Origin of the sequence: Kitasatospora nipponensis (assembly GCF_039528135.1) — a bacterium.
GTDB lineage: Bacteria > Actinomycetota > Actinomycetes > Streptomycetales > Streptomycetaceae > Kitasatospora > Kitasatospora nipponensis.
This window is the reverse complement of sequence record NZ_BAAALF010000657.1, coordinates 1-770: the sequence shown is the minus strand read 5'-3', so window position 1 is coordinate 770 and position 770 is coordinate 1. Positions and strand designations below refer to the sequence as shown.

The following is a 770-nucleotide window of genomic DNA, read 5'->3' as shown; positions in this document are numbered from 1 at the left end:
TGTGGTGCGGGCCACGGGCGGGGCTGTTTGTGACGCAGGGTGACGCTCGCGGTGCGGGTGGTCGACCGTTTCCGGCCGTTTCCGGGTGGTGTGCACCACACCGGACACCAGGCCACGAGCCGCCCGGGCCGTGTTTTCGGTGGTGATGTCCCGATTCGTGACGCGGGTTTCCGCGGGTAACCACCGCTGGCCTGCGACGATCCCCCCACCGTTGAAACCCCACCCCGCACTGCCTACCTTCGAACTCAGCGCACCGAGCGTCACTCGGGACACCACACGAAAACCCTCCCCCCTGTCCGGGGCCTGGTTCCGTGCGGCCCCGCAGCCCGCACCGCCGTCGAAAGGCACCCTCTTGATCTTCCGTAACGAGAACACCGCCACCGGCACGACCGCCACCACCACCCCCAAGCGCAACCGGGTGCGGATGGCCGTCCTGGGCGGCACCCTCGCCGTCCTGCCGGTCGCCGGCCTCGTCACGGCCACCGCCTCCTCCGCCGCCGCCCCCACCACCTGGGACAAGGTCGCCCAGTGCGAGGCCACCGGCAACTGGAGCATCAACAGCGGCAACGGCTTCTACGGCGGACTGCAGTTCACCCAGTCCACCTGGGCCGCCTACGGCGGCACCGCCTACGCCGCCCAGGCCAACCAGGCCACCAAGGCCCAGCAGATCACCATCGGCGAGAAGGTCCTCGCCTCCCAGGGCCCCGGCGCCTGGCCCATCTGCTCCGTCAAGGCCGGCCTCCACTGAGCCCAGCCCCACCCAGCACAAC

General features: G+C 70.6%; 1 protein-coding gene. It reads left to right on the top strand.

The window, feature by feature from the left end:
- The first annotated feature begins 352 nt into the window (after window positions 1–352).
- Complete coding sequence (locus tag ABD323_RS42530) at window positions 353–748, top strand: transglycosylase family protein (RefSeq protein WP_344447410.1); 396 nt, start codon at window positions 353–355, stop codon at window positions 746–748.
- The last annotated feature ends 22 nt before the right edge of the window (window positions 749–770 follow it).